The sequence below is a fragment of the Sphingopyxis sp. genome (assembly GCF_019459305.1).
Classification (GTDB): Bacteria; Pseudomonadota; Alphaproteobacteria; order Sphingomonadales; family Sphingomonadaceae; genus Sphingopyxis.
The window spans coordinates 20,315-40,023 of the sequence record NZ_JAIBES010000140.1 but is presented as its reverse complement, the minus strand read 5'-3'; the positions used below and the strand labels follow the sequence as shown (position 1 = coordinate 40,023).

Genomic DNA, 19,709 nt, shown 5'->3' with positions numbered 1-19,709 from the left:
GCGTGTACGCGTCGGTGTGGCAGATCCCCGTCGCCATGATCTCGACCAGCACCTCGCCCGCCTTCGGGCCTTCGAGGTCGAGTTCGACGATTTCGAGCGGCTTCTTCGCTTCGAACGCAACGGCGGCGCGGGTCTTCATTTTACTTCCCTCTATCTATCGGGCCGGACTGGAATCAGCTGCGCGAACGCATAGATATTCTATGCCTTTCCACCAGAATTGGCCATGTCGACAGGGCGTGCCACGTCTGTAGACCATTTCCCCAAGCTAATGGCCAATCGGGGAAAGCACCAAATGACTTTTACTGCATCTAAGCGGCAGATATTTTGATGCTGCGAGAAACACCGAATCTCGACTGGCTTCGCGTTTTCGCGGAAACGGCCGCGACCGAGAGCTTTGCGTTGGCAGCGATACGGCTGAATGTGACGCCCGGCGCCGTGAGCCAGCGCATCAAGGCGCTCGAAGCCTTTCTTCAGATCGATCTTTTCCAACGCTACCCGCAGGGCGTAAAACTGACCGAAGCGGGTAAAAGATACGCCCAGCGCGTCTCCCCCGCGCTGGATCAACTCGTGACGGCGACGCGTGAAATCACGTCGGCAGGCAGTGCAAAGTCGGTGCGGGTCACAATTCTCCCGTCGCTGGCGCAGTTATGGCTGGGTGCACGAATGGAGGAATTTCACGCGCTCGAGACGAATACGACGGTCGAAATCTGGGCCGATCCCACGATTATCGATCTGCGGACCTCTAACTTCGACATCGCAATTCGATACGGCAAACCCCCGTTTCCAGGGTGCGACTATCACGCACTCTTCTTCGACGAACTAGTGCCCGTCGCGAGCCCCAAGCTGATCGAGACGCTGGAACGCGACGATCAAGGCTTGCCGATCGGCGCGTCGCTGATGCTGGACCCCTTTTGGGAACATGATTTTGCCGACTGGCTCGCCCGCACCGGCCTCACGCCGCCGCCGGCACTGAAGACGCAGACCTTCTCGCTCTATGCGATGACGGTAGACGCCACACTGCAAGGTCGGGGGTTTATGATCGGTCACACAGCGCTCATCGGCGGACTCCTGCGGACCGGGCAGCTCCAGACGCTATCAGACCGGCGAGTGCCGTCGAAAAACCAGTTCTATCTGCTCACAAAGTCGGCAACGCCCTTGTCGGCAGCGGCGGAAACATTTGTGGAATGGGTTTTGGAACAGGCGAGGCAGCCCGATGCCTGATGGCGCTGGCGGCATAAGCACCGCCCCCGCACCGAGGGGAGAACCAGGTGCGGGGGTGGCTCTTGGCCGTGAGACTATCGGCTAGGTGCGAATAAAGTGCAGAGTCTGGAAACGCTTCCGGAATTCGGCAACCTCTTCAGCCACGGCACTCGCGTCATTGATCGTCAGGGCTTCGACAATAAGCCTCGCAAGGTCGGGCATGTCATCGACCGTCATTCCCCAACGAACAATTTCAGGTGTTCCCATCCGCAAGCCATTGAAGTCGCCGGCCAGCGGGTCGATCGGCAAGCCGATCCCCGACGTCAAAATGTTTGCTAACCGCAAGCGCTTCGCTGCGCTATGGCCGCCGCCATATGCTTCGGCGCGAACCGCGAACTGATGTGATCCGGTAATTCCGCGCCCGGTTCTGAAGACGGGAACGCCCCGATCCTCCAACTGGTGCGCCAGTGCGGATGCCGTGGCTGCCATTTCTTCGGCATAGTCCGCACCATATTTTTTCCAGTCCAGAAGCGCGAGTGCCAACGAAGCCGTCTTGGCGACGTCAAAGTTCGCGGTCAGGCCGGGATAGGCGATCGCATCGATTCGCTCCGCCAGCGCCGCGTCATTCGTCATCAGTAGCCCCGAGGGCGGACCGCCAAGGCTCTTGTAGGTGCTGCAGCCCATCAGATGGGCCCCTTCTTCGAGCGGCTGCTGCCACGCCTTGCCCGCGATCATTCCGCAAAGATGCGCGGCATCGAAAAGGACATAGGCGCCGACCTCATCCGCGATCGCACGGATTTCGCGGACCGGGTGGTGCCACAAGTTCAGGCTGCCGCCGATCGTGATGAGTTTGGGACGTACCCGCTGGGCAAGCTCGGCGAGCGCTGCAACATCGATCGAGAAATTTTCGAAATCGACAGGCGCGGTATGGACTTCGAGACCATAGAGGCCCGCAGCGCCGGCGCGATGATGCGTGACATGACCGCCGATCGTGTCAGGCGGAGCGATAATGGCATCGCCCGGCTTACACGTAGCCATAAACGCATAGAGATTTGCCATCGCGCCCGATGCCAGACGAAATTCGACGAAACGCGCGCCGAAAACCTCGGCCGCGACCTCGGCTGCCAGCGTTTCGATCTGCTCGATCGCCTCGAGACCCATTTCATATTTGGCACCGGGATAGCCGAGCGAAGGCCGGCTACCGAGCCCGCTGGCAAGAAGCTGTTCGGCGCGCGGATTCATGACATTTGTGGCTGGATTCAAATTGATCGCACCGACATCGTGGATCTGCCGGTTTTCTTCGACCAGCTCGAACAGCCGCCGATCGATAGCATCGATGGAGCTATCGGAGATCGCCGAGGCGACGTTTTGCACGTAATCCTCACTCTCGTTGCCAACCCATGATCGCCGCGCCAACATCGTCATATAAAATATCTCCATAAGCCTGCGCCGCGCGCAATGGCACGCGGCACGCGGCAACTCACATCAGTTTGGATCGACAGCGACTGTTCAGCTTGCGGGCTGGAGCAGGCAGTCATCAGCAAGCGCCTGCACCGGAGTGAGGTCGCGGTGATGAAAATGGTCCTTGCGGTCGTCCTTGGTGTAGGCGTTCTCGACCGGATTCAGGATCAGCGAGAAAATGCTGCGGTTCCACGGCGACATGTTCGGCGGCGAACCATGGACAAGGCAGTCACCGAAAATCAGCGCGGTCCCCGCGCGGCCCGTCGCCGCAACGAGCGGGCAGGTCTCGGCGATCTCCTTGACCTTTTCCTCTTCGACCACCCAGAGCGCAAAGCTCGTCGATACCGTATCATGCCAGGTGGCGACGCTGCCGAACTTGTGCGAACCACGGAAGAAATAGAGTGGCCCGTTGAATTCAGTGACGTCGTCAAGGAAAATGTGCAGGTTGAGCGCGAGCGGTTCGGGAACGCCGTCATCCTGGTGGTGCGTCGCAAAATCCTGATGCCATTGCCATTGCTCGCCCTCGAACGCTGCCTTGACGTTGATCTTCACTTGCTGGGCATAAAGCTCCTCGCCGCGAAGCTGCTTCGCGGGCTCAACAAGGCGCGGATGGCGGATCAGGCGCGCGAACACCTCGTCACGCAGATGAAGCCCCATCGCGGTGCGGACCACGCCGCTTTTCTTTTCGCGGACATTTGCTGGATCGTCCTGCTCGAACGCTCGCTGCATCGCGCGCCGAAGTTCCGCCACTTCGTCTGCGGAAAAGAGATCGGGGATGACGAGGAAACCATTTTCGTGAAATTCCTCGAGACGCTCCTCTGACAGCTTCATTCGTTCAACTCCACCCATCGATACTGAGATGTTTCGCCCGGTCAGCACGGCAATGCCGTGCCGGTTCGTCCTATCCAATTTCGGTTGAGCCCGCCGTGATCGCAAACTAATAATTTTCGGCCAGAGCGTTAGCCTTTCTCCCTCTTCGCGCCCTTATTGCTTTCGCGACGATATTTTTCGCTAACATCGTCCGAACAAATTCAGATTTCAGTAGGTAGAATTGCAAAGAAAAGCGTTCAGCCTGACAAAATGCTACGGATGGCCCCGGATTGCCTGAGGCTAACGACCTAATTACTTCGTCGCATATTGTTGCGCCTCACAGGATTTTCGTCGTTCGAAGAAGTCAAATTTTGCGCCTTCCAACGGTCCTGCGGATCACCAGCCGTGTTACGCCGTCCACTGCGGCTCCGTCGGATCGTTCCGGCGATCGAGGCAGATTATACCTCGCCTCCCGAAGCGCCGCTCATCTGCTTCTACAGGCATCCCGAACTCACGTTCTAGAAGCACGCGCCGCATGTCACGACTTGCACTTGCGTACTGCCGCTCGGATTGACACTGCCGAACAAATGGACGGGACCGCGCCGTCAGTGTGTAGCGGCGAAGACCCCTGCTACGAATGCGCGCCGACAGAAACGGATCGCCGCTGATGGAAGACTGCGGCCTCCCCGAGCCGCGCAACCCATGTAGGCAGCCGCCCGCCCTGAGCCATGGGCTTCAACTGCCCCAGGTCGCGGTCAGCAGCCGCTGGAAATTACCGCCAAGGATCGCTTTGATGTTCTCGGAAGAATAACCACGGCGCAGCAGAACTTCGGTAAGGTCATAGATGCGGCGCGGGTGATCGAAGCCGTCGGTATCGAGCTTGTCGCGCCACGCGTAACTTGCGCTCAGCGCTCCCTTCATCGACTTCATCAGCTCCGGCGGCATGTCGTCATAGCCATGGTTGTCGAGGTCGCTCCCGATCCCGACATGCTCGATGCCGACCAGCTTCACCACATGGTCAATATGATCCACCATATGTTTAATCGTGGTCGGCTCGGCTGCCGTCACGAAATTGCGAACCCCGGCGATACCCATTACCCCGCCCTTCGCCGCAAGCGCCTTGATCGCCTCGTCGGTCTTGAGCCGGGGGTGGTTATTCAGCGCGCGGCAGTTGCTGTGCGTGATAGCGATCGGTTTCGGTGACAGCGCTATGGCATCGAGCGTCGTCTTGTCGCCGCTATGCGATACGTCAATCAACATCCCGACTTTGTTCATCGCCTCGATGATCGAAACGCCAAAATCGCTAATTCCACCATCAACCCGCTCGGTGGAGCCTGATCCGATGCGGCTCTGCCAATTGTAGGTCAGCTGGGATACGCGCTGCCCCAGTTTGAAGAAAAATTCTACATCTTCGACTTTCTGAAAATGGTCGGAATTCTGCATTCCCCAAATCACCGCAACCTTGCCGTCGCGCTTGGCGCGGAGGATGTCGGCCATTTTGTCGACGCCCGTGAAGACATGACTGTTGACCTGCACATAATGGCCCCATCCTGCGTAGTAGGAGAGCACTTGATCGCGCGCATTAGGGTCTCGGATGCCGACCCCCTGAAGTATCGCAGATACCCCACTCGTGCGATATTCCTCGGCCAGCTTGTCAGTCATTGGCGCCGGCGCAATGTCGGTCTTGATCGGATGAAGCATGTCGATCACCAAGGCCTCGTTGACCAGATCGACAACGCGCTTCGGATAAGTGCGCGGCGGATAGGCGGCACTTTCCGCTCGTACCGGACGGCTGATGAACGGCCCCGCCGCCGCCGTAGCCAAGCTTGCGGCAAGCACCTGCCGACGCGAAACGTTGGACATGATTTTCTCCTTGATCGCGTGTTTTGCCAGCGCCTGCTATTTGATCGCCGCGAGTGTGTAGAGAAACTCGGCGTAGCCCATTGTCGCATCGACCAGGCCGGCAACCTTGGGCTTGATCGAATCGATCACATAATATTCGTCGGGCGCGTGTGCATTGGCGCCCGTGCCGAGACCGAAGCGACTGACGGGAACAGAGACCGGCGGCTGGGTGAACGCGCCGCCTGGCCAGCTACCGGCAAGACGAACATTCAGGTTGGCCTGGACACCCAGCTTTGCGTAAGTCGCGATTTGGGCGCGGACCAAGCGACTGTCCTCGGCAGTCTCGGTGGGATCATAGCCACCTGAAACATTCATTTCGACATCAGCAAATCCACGCCGATCGAGATGCGCACGCAGCTTCTTCTCGGCCTCAGCGCGTGTCTGGTTGGGAACCAGGCGAAGGTCCAGTTTTGCGACCGCGCGCGCGGGCAAGATTGTCTTGCCGCCGGGACCCGTATACCCCGCAACCAACCCCTCAATGTTTACTGTCGGTTGCTCCGCAAGTCGAATGGCCGCCTCGTCAAAGCGAAGATCGTCGATCCAATGCGTGACGCCGATGGCGTCCTTCAGATCCGCTTCGCGGGTGGACGTCACCGAGTTGCGTATCATAGCCTTCTCGCGCTCGGTGAGCTTACGAACATTTTCGAACCAGCCGTCGATCACGGGCGTGTTGCCGTCCGGCGTCACCAGCGTTTGCAGCACCTGGATCAGTCGCCAGGCGGGCGAATCAACCATCGCCTTGAGGCTCGAATGGACGTCCTTCTTGGGACCGCGGCCCCATTTTTCGCCGCTCGCGACCAGTTCGAGCTCGACGATGCCCTTCGCGCCAAGTTCGATCGCCACTGCGCCATCATGGTCCTGCAGCGGTGTCGGCATGAAAACGCCTTCACATTTCTTCAAGGCGGCGAGAACTTTGGGCGTGGTCACCAACTCGCGGAAGTGGGGCGAGCCGATCTCCTCCTCGCCTTCGCATACCAGGACGAGGTTCACGGGCAGCTTGCGACCCGCAGCGCGAATCGCATGGAGCGCGGCAAGAAAGGTTGCTTCGGGACCCTTGTGATTGCCCGCTCCGCGACCGACCATCGCGGTTCCCAACCCTTTGCGCTCAACCAGCCTGCCCTCGAGCGGGGGGGAAGACCATTCGACGGGGTCGAACTGCTTGACGTCGTACATGAAATAGAGGCCGTAGGTGCGCGGCGCCCCGACGTCGATCGTCCCGAACACGCCGGGATGGCCGCGGGTCGGCACGACCTCTGCATCGGCAAATCCCGCATCGCGGGCCAGTTCGGCAAAAAAGGCCGCGCCCTCAGGCATGTTACGGTTTTCTGCCGCGATCGAGGGCAGCGCGATCCATTCACGCAGCCGCTTGATCGATGCCTCCTTACCAGCCTCCGCTGCCTTGCGTACATCGCTAAGGCGTCCGGTCTTCGCCAGCAGGGGCAGAGGCTGCATCAGGGCGGCACTGGCCCCCACTATAGCGGATCCACGTAGCATTTCGCGTCGATCGAGCCGACCGTTGTCAAGAATATCCATCTTCGCCCCATGTTTGTGTCTGCGGGGCAGGCCTCGGTCAGTTGGACATCGAAGGCAATGCGACAATTGCTGATGCTAAGGCTGAGGCAATCTATTCAGCCGCAAGAAAATTCGCGTGGAATCTTTTGGTTACTTGTCCCGGTACTTGACATGATCGACAATCGCATCTCCCTATACACGGAAAAAGATTTTCGCCGGGTAATGCTTTGATGGTCAGCGTCCCTCTGGCCGTACGCCCAGACAGAAGTATCTTCCGGCACCAAAATGATGATGAGATTGCAATGAATGGTTCATATTTTTATCCCGTCGGCACACCCGGCCAGCGTTGGAGCGAGCGCGAGGTCGAACAGTGGAGAGCCCGACAGTCGCGCGAGCGCCGCTATGACCGGGACGTCGTGCCGCGTATCGACGCGCTAACCGATCGCTATGAGAAGGTCGCTTATGGCGAACTGGATTATGCAGGAGAGCGCTACACCTTGTTCGCCCTGCGCGATCGACATTTCGATGCCGCGCTGCCCACCGCGCTGGTTACGGGCGGCGTGCATGGGTATGAAACCAGCGGTGTCCTGGGCGCCCTCTCCTTCCTGGAGAAATACGCGCCGGACTACGCTGGCAAGCTCAATTTGCTCGTGGTACCTTGCGTCAGCCCCTGGGGGTATGAGCGCATCAATCGCTGGAACTACGACGCCATCGATCCGAACCGGAACTTTCGTCCAGATGGACCAGCGAGGGAAGCCACTGCGCTGATTGAACTCGTCCGGGCCGTGCCAGGGTCATTCCTTATCCACGTCGATCTCCATGAGACAACAGACAGCGATGCGGAAGAATTCGGTCCCGCCCGAGCAGCGCGCGACGGCAAAGACTATGAGCTCGAAATCATTCCGGATGGGTTCTATGTCGTCGATGACAGCGAAAATCCGCAGCCCAAGCTGCAGTCAGCCATCATCGCTGCGGTCGAAGGGGTGACCCATATCGCCGCAGCAGACGCGAAGGGCGAGATTATCGGATCGACTGTGGTAGCCCATGGCGTCATCGAATATCCCCTGCGAACGCTCGCGCTATGCACCTCTGTCACTGGCGCGCGATACACGACCACCACCGAAGTCTATCCCGACAGCTCTCGTACCACGTCAGAAGAATGCATCCTGGCACAAGTGACTGCCATTCGCGCCGCACTGGATTTCGCACTTGAGCCGGGGTGACAGCACAACTGCGATTGGCGAATTGGTGGGTAATAGCAGGGCGCATTGATCAGAACCCACGCGCCCATTGGCGTAGCCCAAGAGACATGATGCGCCAAGGCTGTTCGGCGAGCTTATTCCAAGCGTAGCAGCAGTGGCCGACGATATCGTCATAGGCCCTTAAGATGCGGATCGACAGCCAATTGTCTCGCATACACGCCGTTTCCACCTGTCGGGCGATCGGCAGTGCGCGGTTATCGGCTCATTAAGCAGCTAAGAACCCAGCGTTAGATTATCTGGCGTCGAGCCCCAATCTTAGTGATTTGCGCCGATATCCATTTTTCCGACACAAGTCCTCAGCAGAGAGGCAGTGTGCGATTCCTATGCCGACGACAAGGACAACGAACGCTTGGCAACGTTAAACGAGCAACTGGATGTCGAAGTGTTCTCCGCTAATCTTGGTGATGCCTGCTTTGCTCGTGCGCGAATACTCTCGATGCAGCGCGTGGCCATCGATCGGGGCGAACAGGACGTCCGCATCATCACGAAGCGCAAGCCGTTTTATGCCGGGGTCGATCCGTATCCGACATTCGTCAACCGCAACACGAACGACAACATCCTGTCGGTGACCCCAAGCAGACGCTGACGCGCGATCTGCGGGGCGCTGGGCCTGGTTTCTAGAAGGAAAGGACAAGAGTAATGCTCAACAGACGAGAGATCATTGGGGGCGGCAGCGCGACTGCACTCTTGGCTTGGGCGCTACCCGCGTTGGGAAAAGCGAATGACGTTCCCGCGCTCCTCAAGAACGCTGAAGCGCTATATAAAGAATCGCTCGTTATCGACATGCTGTGCGACGAGTATAGGGATGCCAGCGGCCTTGAGCAGATCAAGCAGGCTGGCTTGACAGTCATGAGCACCACCCTGGGTGTACGCCGACCGGAAAACCCGCGCGGTACCTATATGAGCAATGGCTTCAGCCTCGACAGTGCAGTCGAGGACTGCATTAAGTGTAACAAATTCATCAATGAGAACAGCACGCTGCTTGCGCCGGCGAGGTCTGCGGCGGACATAGTGCGGGCAAAGCAAGAAGGAAAAACAGCAGTCATGCTCAATTTCCAGAATTGCCCCATCGAAGGCGAGCTGGACAATATCGACATGTTCCACAGCCTCGGCATCCGCGCGATGCAGGTGACATATAACGAGCGCAACCTGCTCGGCGACGGCGCAACCGAACGGACCAACGCCGGTCTCAGCGACTTCGGCATCGCCGCTGTTCACCGGATGAACGAAGTCGGCATCCTGGTCGATTCCTCGCACTCGGGATCTCAGACCACGATGGACGCGATTACCTTTTCCAAGCGCACGCCAATCATCTCTCACGCAAACTGCGCCGCATTGAATGAGCATCCACGCAACAAGTCCGATGAGATTATCCGGGCGCTGGCCAAGAGGGGCGGTGTGATGGGCCTAACAACGGTCAACACGATGGTGAAGCGCGATTTCCCCGTGACGATGGAAGACTGGCTCAATCACGTTGACCACGTCGTTAGGCTCGTCGGCGTGGATCATGTCGGCTTCGGCACCGATACGCTGATCCGCGGCTGGCCGACCGACCCCAAGCTCAAGGAAGAGTTCCTCAAGGCGTATGGCGAGCCACATTTTAAGGAGAGCTATCGCTTCCGCTATCCCTTTGGTACCGAGGGAATGAACGACGCCCACAAATGGAAATATGCAACAGCGGGGCTGATGAAGCGCGGGTATAAGGACACTGATATCGTAAAGATTATCGGCGGCAACTGGATGCGGGTGATTAGAGACGTCATCGGTTGAGGCAGGTCGGCTGGTTTGTCTTTCTGCCAACCCGCCAAAAGGCTTCAAATCTGAAAGCGAGCGGCCAAATGCTTGGTCGTGACGCTGCCAATGATAAGCCGCGCGAGCAGTGATCAGTCTTTGGGCATAGCGATCGGTCGCCTCTTGTGATGTGAAAGGGCCGCCGATTTGCCCTGGTTTTCGCTACGCCAGCGGCAGCTTTCAAGAGTGCGTGACCGCCGCTCAAAGACCGATCCCGGGTGATAACCGCCGGGTCGGCTTTCCGCCGATCCAAGCGTTCGGGCTTAACGAGATTCGTCATTACGCCGGATTGACCTTCGCGTATATGATCCATACATAGATCGTATGCTGAATTGGATTGAAGGACAGTCATGGGCATCGTGAAGATCGACGACGAACTGCATGAGGAAGCACGGCGTGCGAGTACCGTTATGTGCCGGTCCATTAACGCGCAGGCCGAGTTTTGGATGAAGATCGGCATGCTCGCCGAGACCAATCCCACCATGTCCTTCAACGACATCGTGTCGATGCAGTTTGCGGCCGCCGATGTGTGCGTCGAACAGCGGTTGGCCGCCTGATATGGTAAAAACTGCTGACGAGGTGGCGCTCATGCGCATATCGGGAAAGCTGCTGGCGTGTGTTTTCGAGATGCTCGACGGCCAAGATCTGGCCGGCATGTCCACGTTGGAAGTCAATGATCTCGTCGAGCGCTTTATCACGTTTGACCTCGCAGCGCGTCCGGCAAGCAAAGGGCAATATGGCTTCAAATTTGTGCTGAACTGCTCGATGAACCATGTGGTGTGCCACGGCGTCCCCGATCCGGGCGAGATCATTCGCGACGGCGACATCATCAACCTCGATATCACGCTCGAAAAGAACGGCTTCATCGCCGATTCAAGCAAGACCTATCTTGTCGGAAATGTGCCGCCCGCGACGAAGCGGCTCGTAAAGATCGCGCAGGAGGCCATGTGGAAGGGAATCGGGCAGGTACGGCCCGGCGCGCATTTGGGGGACATCGGCTTCGCGATCGAGCGCCATGCGAAGAAGAACGGCTACTCGGTTGTCCGCGACTATTGCGGGCACGGCATCGGCCGCGAAATGCATGAGGATCCCCAGGTTCTCAACTATGGGCGGCGAGGAACCGGCATGAAGCTGCGCGAGGGCATGGTCTTCACGATCGAACCGATGATCAACCAAGGCACCCGGGGTGTATCGACCCAAGCCGATGGTTGGACGGTCGTAACCAATGACAGGAAGCTGTCGGCCCAATTTGAGCATACGGTGGCTGTCACGCGAGACGGGTTCGAGGTGCTTACCCTTCGACGGGACGAGATGCCGATGCTTGCGCTCGTCGCCTAACCGCCAAATATCTGCTTGGCGGCGTGGCGTTTTCCGAGGACGGACCGATAATTATGTCCACTTCGGGCCATTCTCTCTACGGCTAGACGACCGCTATCGCGGGTTCGCTAAACCCTGAAGCGGAAACCCGGCAGCGCACGGCCGCCAGCACTGAATTCGGCATGTGCCTCTCCGCCTTCGTAACCTCAGCCGGCTCTATTTCGCCCTCGCGCGGCCATAGCGCAGGCCATCGATCAGCAGCATCACCATTTTCTCGGTGTGCGCGGCCCCACCCTTCTCCGGCGCCACCGCGAGATTTCCGATCGCGCGCAGCAGATCATAGGGCGCGACATCGCCGCGGACTTCACCCGCCTCGGCGGCGGCCGTCATGAGCATCGACAAGGCGGGTTCAAACCGGCTTCGGAAATAGACAGGCAAGCTGGCGAATGCCGGATCGCCGGAATGCAGCGCCGCGGCCAGCCCCCGCTTTGTGGCCAGAAAGCGCGTGTAGTGCATCAGCCAAGCCGCCAGTGCGTCGGCGGGCTCGCGTTCGGAGGCAAGCGGCGCGGCCGCGGCGGCACAGGCATCGACCTCGCGTCGGAACACCGCTGCCACAAGATCGGCGCGGGTTGCAAAACGACGGTAAAGCGTTGCCAGCCCCACCCCCGCCTCGGCCGCAATCTCCCGGATTGGCGCATCGACGCCCGAGCGGGCGAACACGATCTTTGCTGCCTCGAGAATTGCCCCCTCGTTCCGGCGCGCATCGGCGCGCAGGCGCGGTCCGGGCGCCACGGCCGCGTCGGCTTCCGATCGCCCGCCCGCAGCGCCGTTCCGGGATGTGGCCGCCACCATTTTCGCGCCCTCCTTGATAAACGGATCGATGATCCGTATATCCATCATAACGGATCATCGATCCACTTGCTAGGTTGAAGGATGATAGTATGACCACTCGGCTCATAGAAGCCCCGGTAGCCGTTGCCAGTGTGCCTGCCATTATCTCCATGGCTCCTCTCACCTTTCCCTTCCCCGCGCGAGGCATCGACCTGAGCGTTCGGGTGTCCGCACCGGTTTGCGGCGACGCTCTACCCGTCATCATATTCTCGCACGGCAACGGTCAGTCGCTGCACGCCTATGGACCTCTCGCCGACTATTGGGCGGCGCATGGCTTTGTCGTCATCCAGCCGACACATCTGGATTCGCGGATGCTCGGCCTGGCCCCGGACGATCCTCGCCGACCACAATTCTGGCGCTACCGCGAGGAAGACCTTGCGGCTATTCTCGGCGGCCTCGATTATCTCGAGAGTGCGGCGCCAATAATCCGGGGGCGCCTCGATCGCTCCCGCATCGCGGTCGCAGGCCATTCATGGGGCGCCCAGACTGCGGGCACCTTCCTCGGCGCAACCCACCCCGATCCTGACGACGGGTCGGTGGTCGACCGGAAGGATGGTCGCATCAAGGCTGGCGTCCTGTTTGCAGCGCCGGGCAGTGGCCAAGACCTGACCGAACAGGCCGCGCGCACCTTCCCCTTCCTCTACCCCGATTTTTCGGCGATGACGGCGCCGGCCCTGATTGTCGTCGGCGACCACGACATGGGCGGGCTCTCCACCCGCGGCGCCGAATGGTGGCGCGATGCCTATGATTTGAGCCCTTCGCCCAAGACGTTGTTCACGGCATTTGGCGGCGAGCATGCACTCGGCGGCATCCCCGGCTATGAGGCGCGCGAGACGACGGACGAACGGCCACAGCGTGTCGCTGCGATCCAGCGTCTTTCAACCGCCTTTCTGCGCAGTGTGCTCTATCCCGGCGATCCAGCGTTTTTCGACGCGGCCGCAGCGATCGCAGCCGATCCCTCACCGGAAGGCCACATCGAGACGAAATAGGCAGGAAACCCATTGCCGGAGCATCGGCGGTTCGCCCGGGAACAGGAGATGGGACTGCATCGGCGCGCATCAAGCCTACTTTCCGGACGCGGATCCGCACATGGCTCGGAGATTGTTACCACCCTTCCGGCTACCTCCAGCCCGCCATGCTTCGACTTCCAGTTGGAGATCGTCGATCGCGGCGTTACGTTCATACGCTTGGCGTAACGATGTTCCGGCACGACGACCAAATGTGACCATATGGCGCGGTCGGAAGTATCGCCGATAAAAAACGGCCCGTTGGCGGGCATGAACGAATTGGCTGCAATCCTGCCTATGTACTAGGTCGACCAACCCCCCGCTAGTGCGCGAAACAAGGCGATCTGTTTACGCGAAATCTGCCCGTCCTGCGCAGCGAGCACCGCCTCGGTCTCGGCAAAGGTTCGTTCGGCATCGAGCCATTCGAGCAAATCCGATGCGCCTTCCTGCCGCTTCGCCCGCACGATCCGCGCCGCGCGTTCGGCCTGATTGCGCGCCGCGCGCAGCGCCTGCCGCTGTTCGAGCGCGCGCGCATAGGACGACAGCGCGGTTTCGGTTTCCTCGAGCGCACGCAGCACGGTTCCGTCGAATTCGGCCAGCGATGCCTGCGTATCGGCCTCGGCCGCCGCGATCCGCACCCGCGCGGGTTCCTGGTTCGGGAAGGCCCAGTTGAGCAACGGCCCGAGCAGCCAGCGGATCGGACCGCCGCCGAACACATCGCCGAAGCCCGATCCTGTCGAACCCGCCGACCCGCCGAGCGTGATCCGCGGATAGAGGTCTGCCGTCGCAACACCGATGCGCGCGGTGTCAGCGGCGAGACGGCGCTCGGCGGCGCGAATGTCGGGACGGCGCTTCAGGAGCGCCGCCCCATCACCGACTGGGATCGGGTCGGTGATCTCGAGGCTGATGTTACGATCCGCCGCGATCGGAGGGAGCGCGGCGGGGGCGCGACCGGTCAGAGTCGCGAGGCGGAACAGGGCCGCCTGCCGTTCAGCTTCGATGGAAGGAATATCGGCGGACCGCTGGTCGCGCAGCGTCGTGATGCGCGCGAGGTCGAGCCCCGTCGCCATCCCGACCTCCTTGCGGCGCTGCGTCAGTTTGACCTGCTGGTCGAGCAGGTCGACTATGCGCCGTGCAACGTCGAGCCGGGCGGCGCCCGACGCGGCGTCGGCATAGGCCTGCGTCGTGTCGGCGGCGACGATCACCCGCACCGCATCGGCATTGGCTTCAGCCGCTGCGGTATCGCCGCGCGCGGCCTCGACCGAGCGGCTGACGCGGCCGAACAGATCGACTTCATACGAGACATTCAGCCCGACATCGACTGCCCAGTCCTCGCGATCAGCGTTCGGGAGGCGCTGGCCTTCGGGGCTGCGGCCATAATTGGTGCCGGCGCCGATCTGCCCTTGGGGCGAGCGGTCGGCACGCGCGCCGCGCAGCGAGGCGCGGGCGCGGGCGATATTCGCCACCGCGACCCGGACATCGGTGTTGCTGGCAAGCGCATCGGCGACGAGCCCGTCGAGGACGGGATCATCATAGAGCCGCCACCAGTCACCCGCGACCGGCGCGAGCGACACCGCGGGGCTGTTCGCCGAGATGAACGGCCCGGTAGCGACAGACGCCGACGCCGATTTGGGCTCGGCATAGTTGGGACCGACCGCGCAGGCGGCGAGCGCCAGGGCCGACACAGCAGTGAGGATATTACGAAGGATCATGATCTTGTTCCCTATTCCGCCGGAACCGGCAGCGCCGTCCCATGGTCGTCCGGCCCGCGCCGCGCGCGCCGTTCGGCCGACCAAAGGCTGAGCGAGCGTGCGACGACGTAGAAGGTCGGGGTGAAGATAAGGCCGAACGCCGTCACGCCGAGCATGCCGAAGAAGACGGCGGTGCCGAGCGCCTGGCGAAGCTCCGCCCCTGCCCCGCTTGCGATCAACAGCGGCACCGCGCCGAGGATGAAGGCGAAGCTGGTCATCAGGATCGGACGCAGACGGTCGCGCGCGGCACGCACCGCCGCCTCGACCGGCGACAAACCATCCAGTTCCTCGGCTTGCTTGGCAAATTCGACGATCAGAATCGCATTCTTCGCCGCCAGCGCGATGAGCACGACGAGCCCGATCTGCGTCAGCACATTATTGTCCATGCCGCGCAAATTCACACCGACCATCGCCGCGAGCAGACACATCGGGACGATGAAGATGATCGCCAATGGCAGCATCAGGCTTTCATATTGAGCGGCGAGCACGAGGAAGACGAAAACCACCGCGAGCGCAAAGACGATACCCGCGGTGTTCGCCGCCGCCTTTTGCTGGAAGGCGATGCCCGTCCATTCGGTGCCGTAACCCGCAGGCAACGATTCCGAAGCAAGCTTTTCCATCGTCGTCAGCGCCGCGCCCGAGGATGCGCCCGGAGCCGTGTCGCCGTCGATCTCGACCGCCGGGAACAAATTGTAACGCGTGACGCGGTACGGCCCGGTGCGGTCCTCGAAATTGGCGACCGAGCCGACCGGCACCATCGCTCCCGTGTTCGACCGCGTCTGAAGGTTCGCGATATCGGCGACGCTCTGGCGATAGGGTGCATCGGCCTGAGCGGTGACGCGATAGGTGCGACCGAGCAGGTTGAAGTCGTTGACGAACGCCGAGCCGAGATAGACCTGCAACGCTTCGAACACGCGCTCGGGCGGCACGCCGAGCATATTCGCCTTCGCCCGGTCGATATCGGCAAACACGCGCGGGTTCGACGGATCGAAGAAGGTGAAGACGTTCGCCAGACCCGGGGTCTGGTTCGCCTTGCCGATCAGATTGTTCGTCTCGTTCGCGAGCGCGGCATAGCCGTTTCCGCCGCGATCTTGCACGATCATCCGGTAACCACCCGCCGAACCGATCCCCTGGATCAGCGGCGGCGGGATGATGACGATCTGCGCCTCGGTGATATCGGCGGTGTTCGCACGCGCCTGATTCATGATGTCCTCGAAATCGACGCCGAGCTTCCCGCGCTCCTCGAATGACTTGAGCGGGAAATAGGCGGCGGCCGAGTTCGGCGCGAGCGTCTGCGACGGGCCGTCGAAGCCCGCGAGCATCACCGATCCGAGCACGCCCTTGATCGGCAACACGCGGCCAGCGACCTTCTTCAGCACCGCGTCGGTGCGTTCGACCGAGGCGCCTGAAGGCAGCTTGGCGACGACGAGGAAATAGCCCTGATCCTGCGCGGGGATGAAGCCGGTCGGCGTCGCCCAGAACAGGCCCGCGGTCGCGGCGATCAGCGCTGCATAGGTGATCATCATCTTCTTGGGCGCACGCACCAACCTGTCGGTCAGGCGCGCATAGCCATCGCTCATTTTCTCAAAGTTGCGATTGAAGCTGTCGCCAGCGCGGTGCAGGCGCTGCATCAACCAGCCCTCATCCTGGCTCGGGGCGTGCGGCTTGAGCAGGATCGCCGCAAGCGCAGGCGACAGCGTGAGCGACAGGACGAGCGAGATGATCGTCGCGGTCGAGATCGTGACCGCGAACTGCTGATAAAAGGCACCTGACAGGCCGGTGAGGAACAGGGTCGGCACGAACACCGCGCAGAGCACGAGGACGATCGCGACGAGCGCGCCCGACACTTCGTCCATCGAGGTCCGCGCGGCTTCGAGCGCGCTCATCCCCTTTTCGAGATTGCGTTCGACATTTTCGACAACGACGATCGCGTCGTCGACGACAATACCGATCGCGAGTACCAGCCCGAACAGCGACAAATTGTTGAGACTGTAACCGAAGGCCGCAAGCACCACGAAAGTCCCGATCAGCGACACGGGAATAGCGAGCACCGGGATGATCGCAGCGCGCCATTTCTGCAGGAAGACAAGGATCACGACAACGACGAGGAACACCGCCTCGATCAGCGTTTCCATCACTGCGTCGATCGACTGGGCGATGAATTCGGTGGGGTTATAGATGACCCGATATTCGAGCCCCTTGGGGAAGCTTTTCGATGCCGCCGCCATTTCGGCCTCGACCTCCTGCGCTGCGGCGAGCGCGTTCGAGCCCGGGCGCTGGAATGTCGCGAGGATGACCGTCGGGTCGCCCGACAAATAGGTGTTCGAATTATAGTCCGATGCGCCAAGCTCGACGCGCGCGACGTCCGAGACGCGGACCTGGCGCCCGTCGGCATCGCTACGGATGACAATATTGGCGAAGTCGTTGGGATCGGTCAGGCGGCCTTGCGTTTCGACGCTGAGCTGGAAACTGCTGCCATTGGCATGCGGCGGCTGGCCGAGCGTACCTGCCGCAACCTGCACATTCTCGCGCCGCAGCGCCGCGACGATCTCACCCGCTGTCAGGTCGAGCGCGGCCGCGCGGCCGGGGTCGATCCACACCCGCATCGCATAGTCGCGGCTCCCGAACAGGCGTACGTCGCCGACGCCGTCGATCCGGCTGAGGCGATCGCGGAGCTGCGTCAGCGCATAATTGGAGATATAGGCGCGATCGAGCGACTTGTCGGGTGACACCAGGTTGACGATCAACAGGAAGTCGGGCGACGTCTTGCGCGTCACGACGCCCAGCCGCTGCACCGTTTCGGGCAGGCGCGGGGTCGCGATCGCGACGCGGTTCTGCACCAGCACCTGCGCGGCATCGAGGTCGGTGCCGATCTTGAAGGTCGCGGTGATTGTCACAACGCCGTCGCCGGTCGACTGGCTGCTCATATACAGCATATTATCGACGCCGTTGATTTCCTGTTCGATCGGCGCCGCGACCGTTTCGGCGACGGTCTCGGCCGACGCGCCCGGATAGGTCGCGGTGACGGTCACCGTCGGCGGGACGATGTCGGGATATTGCGAGACCGGCAGGCCGATATACGCGACCGCGCCGACGATGGTAATTATGATGGCGAGCACCGCGGCAAAGATCGGCCGGTCGATGAAAAAGCGGGATAGGCGCATGGGAAAGCCCCTGTCTGGAAATCGAAACGGAGTCGGCACCTCGAACCCTCGCGTCATCCTAGCGAAGGCCGGGATCTCGACGTTGGGGATGGATGAACCGCAGCGATCCCGGCCTTCGCCGGGATGACGAATTTACTTATCTGGCAAAAGTCGCTTGCGCCGACACCGGCTCGACCGCGACGGCCGCACCCTTGGGGGGTGCCACAGCGGCGACCTTGCCGGCCTTGGTCACCGCCTTGGTGCCGGGCCGCGCGAACTGGTAGCCGTTGATCACGACGCGGTCGGTTGGGGTCAGGCCCGAGCGGATGACGCGCAGGCCGTCGACTTCAGGGCCAAGCTCGACCGGCTTCGCCGAGACGATCCCGTCCCCGCCCACGACATAGACGATCTTCCGCGCTTGGTCGGTCTGCACGGCAGCCGCGGGAACGAGCAGCGCGCGTGCGGTCTGGCCCGTCGACAGGCGCATGTTGCCGAACATGCCAGGGGTGAGGAACATCTCAGGGTTGCGGAAGCTGGCGCGGGCGCGGATCGTGCCCGAGCGCGGGTCGAGGCCATTGTCGGTAAAGTCGAGCTGCCCCTTCCAGCGGTAATCGTTTTCGTCCTGTAGGCGGACTTCGACCGCCGCCCCCTTCTCGTCGCCTGCGCGCTTGGTCTTGAGGAACAGCGCCTCGGATCCCTGAAAGTTGAAATGGACGGGGTCGAGGGCGTTGATCGTGGTCAGCAGCGTGCCGGCGGCGTCGCCCGCCGACACGAGGTTGCCCGCGTCGATCTGGCGGTCCGAAATGCGGCCGCTCAGCGGCGCACGGACGAGGGTGAATTCGACATCGAGCGCGCGTGCCGCAATGCGGGCGTCGGCACCGGCGAGCGCCGCATTGGCAGCGTTGACGCGGGCGCGGAGACGATCGATCTCGCTCTGCGACACCGCTTCGACTTCGACAAGGTGGCCGGCGCGGTCGAGTTCGAGCCGGGCGAGCGCCAGGTCGCTGCGCGCGCGGGCGGCCGCAGCGCGCGCTTCGGCCAGTGCAGCGCGATACGGGCGCGGGTCGATGGTGAACAGTGGCTGGCCCTGGCGGACGATCTGGCCGTCGGTAAAGTGAATGGCGGTGATCACGCCAGACACGCGCGGTCGCACCTCGACCGACTTCGACGCTTCGAAGCGGCCAATATATTCGTCCCACAACGTCACGTCGCGCGCGATCGGCGCGGCGACGGTAAGCACGGGCGCAGGGGCTGCGGCAGCCGGCGGCGCACCATCGCGGAGCAACCACCAGGCGCCGACCACGAGCGCAAGGAACGCGCCGATCCATGCAGCGCGGCGGCGACGCGCGGGGTGGAGCAATGTTTTGAGTTCGCGGCGGACCCTCGCGTCGGCGGGATCGAGCTTTTCGATTGGAGTGTGGACGGTCATGAGGTGCCCTCTTCTGTTCGTTCGTATCGGTCGCCGCGCACGAGGCGCAGGGCTTGCAGCCCCGGAAGCACGCCTCCGGGTTGGTATGTCGTAAATCCTCGTTGCCGGACGGCCCTCTGCGAAGAGGACGACCGCCCCTCCGGCCACGCGCATGACGAATGCGCGCGCCGGCTCCCCATTATGTTTTGCGGACGAACGCCAACGGACGCCCGACCGGGACAGGACCCGCTCCC

At 61.6% G+C, this 19,709-nt stretch carries 15 protein-coding genes and 2 pseudogenes; 7 read left to right on the top strand and 10 right to left on the bottom strand.

The genetic code is table 11. The annotated features are described in order from the left end of the window. Nucleotides 1–139 (bottom strand): annotated as a pseudogene (locus K0M74_RS17490) (S-(hydroxymethyl)glutathione dehydrogenase); the annotation flags it as partial. Between the two features lie 188 nt (nt 140–327). Between K0M74_RS17490 and K0M74_RS17485 the strand changes: the two are divergent. After that, the gene (locus K0M74_RS17485) at nt 328–1,221 is read left to right on the top strand and encodes a LysR substrate-binding domain-containing protein (RefSeq protein WP_293975444.1); all 894 of its coding nucleotides are present in this window, start codon (nt 328–330) and stop codon (nt 1,219–1,221) included. Between the two features lie 81 nt (nt 1,222–1,302). On the opposite strand, the gene K0M74_RS17480 is transcribed toward K0M74_RS17485, so the two are convergent. The 4 genes from K0M74_RS17480 to K0M74_RS17465 all read right to left on the bottom strand — a co-directional run bounded on the left by K0M74_RS17480 (nt 1,303) and on the right by K0M74_RS17465 (nt 6,825). Continuing rightward, nucleotides 1,303–2,619: an aminotransferase class I/II-fold pyridoxal phosphate-dependent enzyme gene (locus K0M74_RS17480; RefSeq protein WP_293975452.1), complete on the bottom strand. Its 1,317-nt coding sequence runs from the start codon at nt 2,617–2,619 to the stop codon at nt 1,303–1,305. 90 nt (nt 2,620–2,709) lie between these two features. After that, on the bottom strand, nt 2,710–3,492 hold the full coding sequence (locus K0M74_RS17475; protein WP_293975442.1) for a phytanoyl-CoA dioxygenase family protein: 783 nt from the start codon (nt 3,490–3,492) through the stop codon (nt 2,710–2,712). A gap of 714 nt (nt 3,493–4,206) precedes the next feature. After that, a complete protein-coding gene (locus K0M74_RS17470; RefSeq protein ID WP_293975440.1) occupies nt 4,207–5,334 on the bottom strand; it encodes a membrane dipeptidase in 1,128 nt (375 codons plus the stop codon). 36 nt (nt 5,335–5,370) lie between these two features. After that, nucleotides 5,371–6,825, bottom strand: coding sequence for a M20/M25/M40 family metallo-hydrolase (locus tag K0M74_RS17465; protein ID WP_293975438.1), 1,455 nt, complete (start codon nt 6,823–6,825; stop codon nt 5,371–5,373). Between the two features lie 362 nt (nt 6,826–7,187). Between K0M74_RS17465 and K0M74_RS17460 the strand changes: the two genes are divergently transcribed. Beyond that, entirely contained in the window at nt 7,188–8,108 is a 921-nt protein-coding gene (locus tag K0M74_RS17460) for a M14 family metallocarboxypeptidase (RefSeq protein ID WP_293975436.1), read from the top strand. Nucleotides 8,109–8,157: 49 nt separating this feature from the next. Here the strand turns inward: K0M74_RS17460 and K0M74_RS17455 are convergent. Continuing rightward, a pseudogene (locus tag K0M74_RS17455) lies at nt 8,158–8,301 on the bottom strand (IS630 family transposase); the annotation flags it as partial. 156 nt (nt 8,302–8,457) lie between these two features. Here K0M74_RS17455 and K0M74_RS17450 point away from each other — a divergent pair. From K0M74_RS17450 to map, 4 genes are all read left to right on the top strand, one after another. After that, on the top strand, nt 8,458–8,733 hold the full coding sequence (locus K0M74_RS17450; protein WP_293975434.1) for a hypothetical protein: 276 nt from the start codon (nt 8,458–8,460) through the stop codon (nt 8,731–8,733). Nucleotides 8,734–8,786: 53 nt separating this feature from the next. Further along, entirely contained in the window at nt 8,787–9,917 is a 1,131-nt protein-coding gene (locus K0M74_RS17445; RefSeq protein WP_293975432.1) for a membrane dipeptidase, read from the top strand. Between the two features lie 371 nt (nt 9,918–10,288). After that, nucleotides 10,289–10,495 carry a ParD-like family protein gene (locus K0M74_RS17440; RefSeq protein WP_293975430.1) on the top strand — a complete coding sequence of 69 codons (207 nt, stop codon included), beginning with the start codon at nt 10,289–10,291 and terminating at the stop codon, nt 10,493–10,495. A 1-nt stretch (nt 10,496) separates the two neighbouring features. Then, nucleotides 10,497–11,276 (top strand): type I methionyl aminopeptidase, encoded by a 780-nt coding sequence (gene map / locus K0M74_RS17435; RefSeq protein WP_293975450.1) that lies wholly within the window; start codon nt 10,497–10,499, stop codon nt 11,274–11,276. Between the two features lie 195 nt (nt 11,277–11,471). Here the strand turns inward: map and K0M74_RS17430 are convergent, their stop codons facing one another. Beyond that, the gene (locus K0M74_RS17430; protein WP_293975428.1) at nt 11,472–12,107 is read right to left on the bottom strand and encodes a TetR/AcrR family transcriptional regulator; all 636 of its coding nucleotides are present in this window, start codon (nt 12,105–12,107) and stop codon (nt 11,472–11,474) included. Nucleotides 12,108–12,256: 149 nt separating this feature from the next. Between K0M74_RS17430 and K0M74_RS17425 the strand changes: the two genes are divergently transcribed. Continuing rightward, nucleotides 12,257–13,135, top strand: a complete 879-nt coding sequence (locus K0M74_RS17425) for a hypothetical protein (RefSeq protein WP_293975426.1) — start codon at nt 12,257–12,259, stop codon at nt 13,133–13,135. Between the two features lie 320 nt (nt 13,136–13,455). Here K0M74_RS17425 and K0M74_RS17420 read toward each other — a convergent pair whose 3' ends face one another. The 3 genes from K0M74_RS17420 to K0M74_RS17410 all read right to left on the bottom strand — a co-directional run bounded on the left by K0M74_RS17420 (nt 13,456) and on the right by K0M74_RS17410 (nt 19,476). Continuing rightward, on the bottom strand, nt 13,456–14,865 hold the full coding sequence (locus K0M74_RS17420; RefSeq protein ID WP_293975424.1) for an efflux transporter outer membrane subunit: 1,410 nt from the start codon (nt 14,863–14,865) through the stop codon (nt 13,456–13,458). 11 nt (nt 14,866–14,876) lie between these two features. Further along, entirely contained in the window at nt 14,877–18,068 is a 3,192-nt protein-coding gene (locus K0M74_RS17415) for an efflux RND transporter permease subunit (protein WP_293975422.1), read from the bottom strand. A gap of 136 nt (nt 18,069–18,204) precedes the next feature. Beyond that, a complete protein-coding gene (locus K0M74_RS17410) occupies nt 18,205–19,476 on the bottom strand; it encodes an efflux RND transporter periplasmic adaptor subunit (RefSeq protein ID WP_293975420.1) in 1,272 nt (423 codons plus the stop codon). Between the last annotated feature and the right edge of the window lie 233 nt (nt 19,477–19,709).

What these genes read in the sequence shown, in the direction of transcription:
- K0M74_RS17485 (WP_293975444.1), top strand. Translation starts at nt 328, where the DNA reads ATGCTGCGAGAAACACCGAATCTCGACTGGCTTCGCGTTTTCGCGGAA.
- K0M74_RS17480 (WP_293975452.1), bottom strand. Translation starts at nt 2,619, where the DNA reads ATGTTGGCGCGGCGATCATGGGTTGGCAACGAGAGTGAGGATTACGTG.
- K0M74_RS17475 (WP_293975442.1), bottom strand. Translation starts at nt 3,492, where the DNA reads ATGAAGCTGTCAGAGGAGCGTCTCGAGGAATTTCACGAAAATGGTTTC.
- K0M74_RS17470 (WP_293975440.1), bottom strand. Translation starts at nt 5,334, where the DNA reads ATGTCCAACGTTTCGCGTCGGCAGGTGCTTGCCGCAAGCTTGGCTACG.
- K0M74_RS17465 (WP_293975438.1), bottom strand. Translation starts at nt 6,825, where the DNA reads ATGCAGCCTCTGCCCCTGCTGGCGAAGACCGGACGCCTTAGCGATGTA.
- K0M74_RS17460 (WP_293975436.1), top strand. Translation starts at nt 7,188, where the DNA reads ATGAATGGTTCATATTTTTATCCCGTCGGCACACCCGGCCAGCGTTGG.
- K0M74_RS17445 (WP_293975432.1), top strand. Translation starts at nt 8,787, where the DNA reads ATGCTCAACAGACGAGAGATCATTGGGGGCGGCAGCGCGACTGCACTC.
- K0M74_RS17440 (WP_293975430.1), top strand. Translation starts at nt 10,289, where the DNA reads ATGGGCATCGTGAAGATCGACGACGAACTGCATGAGGAAGCACGGCGT.
- map (WP_293975450.1), top strand. Translation starts at nt 10,497, where the DNA reads ATGGTAAAAACTGCTGACGAGGTGGCGCTCATGCGCATATCGGGAAAG.
- K0M74_RS17430 (WP_293975428.1), bottom strand. Translation starts at nt 12,107, where the DNA reads ATGGTGGCGGCCACATCCCGGAACGGCGCTGCGGGCGGGCGATCGGAA.
- K0M74_RS17425 (WP_293975426.1), top strand. Translation starts at nt 12,257, where the DNA reads ATGGCTCCTCTCACCTTTCCCTTCCCCGCGCGAGGCATCGACCTGAGC.
- K0M74_RS17420 (WP_293975424.1), bottom strand. Translation starts at nt 14,865, where the DNA reads ATGATCCTTCGTAATATCCTCACTGCTGTGTCGGCCCTGGCGCTCGCC.
- K0M74_RS17415 (WP_293975422.1), bottom strand. Translation starts at nt 18,068, where the DNA reads ATGCGCCTATCCCGCTTTTTCATCGACCGGCCGATCTTTGCCGCGGTG.
- K0M74_RS17410 (WP_293975420.1), bottom strand. Translation starts at nt 19,476, where the DNA reads ATGACCGTCCACACTCCAATCGAAAAGCTCGATCCCGCCGACGCGAGG.